This is a genomic window from Megasphaera sp. AF13-6AC (assembly GCF_027685385.1).
GTDB lineage: Bacteria > Bacillota > Negativicutes > Veillonellales > Megasphaeraceae > Megasphaera > Megasphaera micronuciformis.
In genome coordinates this window covers 263-595 of record NZ_JAQCUN010000330.1, presented here as the reverse complement: position 1 = coordinate 595, position 333 = coordinate 263, and the positions used below count along the sequence as shown (strand labels likewise).

General features: G+C 49.5%; 1 protein-coding gene. It reads right to left on the bottom strand.

Annotated elements, in window-relative coordinates; all coding sequences use genetic code 11:
- Nucleotides 1-333, bottom strand: a 333-nt coding sequence (locus PGX78_RS09240) for a transketolase C-terminal domain-containing protein (RefSeq protein ID WP_333524056.1), incomplete at both ends; no start/stop codon positions are given.

The window sequence follows — 333 nt, the reverse complement described above, 5'->3', positions numbered from 1 at the left end:
TACTGTGTTCTTCAGCCGTTACGACCTTCCCCGTCTTTTTCGCCGAGGCGATCACCGTTTCTTCATCCAAAGGCTTAATGGTATGCACATTAATAACTTCCGCCTGTATCCCCTGCTTTGCCAACGTTTCGGCTGCGTCCAAGGCCTTAGCCGTCATAATGCCCGTTGCAAAGATGCTTACATCCGATCCTTGGCGTAATACTTCCGCCTTTCCCCATTCAAAGTGATACGAATCGTCATGTATATCTTTCGTTTCGGCACGACCTAGGCGAATGTAAACAGGTCCCTGATAGTCAATAGCCGCCAATACGGCCGCTTCCGCTTCCTTAGCAT